This is a genomic window from Bacillus sp. JJ1533, from assembly GCF_036965045.1.
Taxonomy (GTDB): domain Bacteria; phylum Bacillota; class Bacilli; order Bacillales; family Bacillaceae_L; genus Ferdinandcohnia.
In genome coordinates this window covers 80513-80805 of sequence record NZ_JBALOV010000039.1, presented here as the reverse complement: position 1 = coordinate 80805, position 293 = coordinate 80513, and the positions used below count along the sequence as shown (strand labels likewise).

General features: G+C 32.8%; 1 pseudogene. It reads left to right on the top strand.

Annotated elements, in window-relative coordinates:
- A pseudogene (locus V7138_RS21015) lies at window positions 1-248 on the top strand (carbohydrate kinase family protein); the annotation flags it as partial.
- Window positions 249-293: the final 45 nt, after the last annotated feature.

The window sequence follows — 293 nt, the reverse complement described above, 5'->3', positions numbered from 1 at the left end:
TCCTTACCGGAGTTTTGAATAATTTAAGCGTTGAAGAATGTTTAAAAGTGGCTGTTGCAGTCGGTGCACATAATGTTGAAAGTATCGATGGAACGAGTGGCATTCCTAAATGGGAAAATGTAATAAAGAGGATAAATTCGGGATGGAAACACAAAAAGTCGGAATTACTGTTGGATAACTGGAAGGAAATTCAGGGATCCTTATTAGTAGGGCCAAATGATAGTTTATTAGAAGAAAATTATATATGAATTAAATAATAGAATAGCCTATTTATGTATTGGATTTATTGAAAA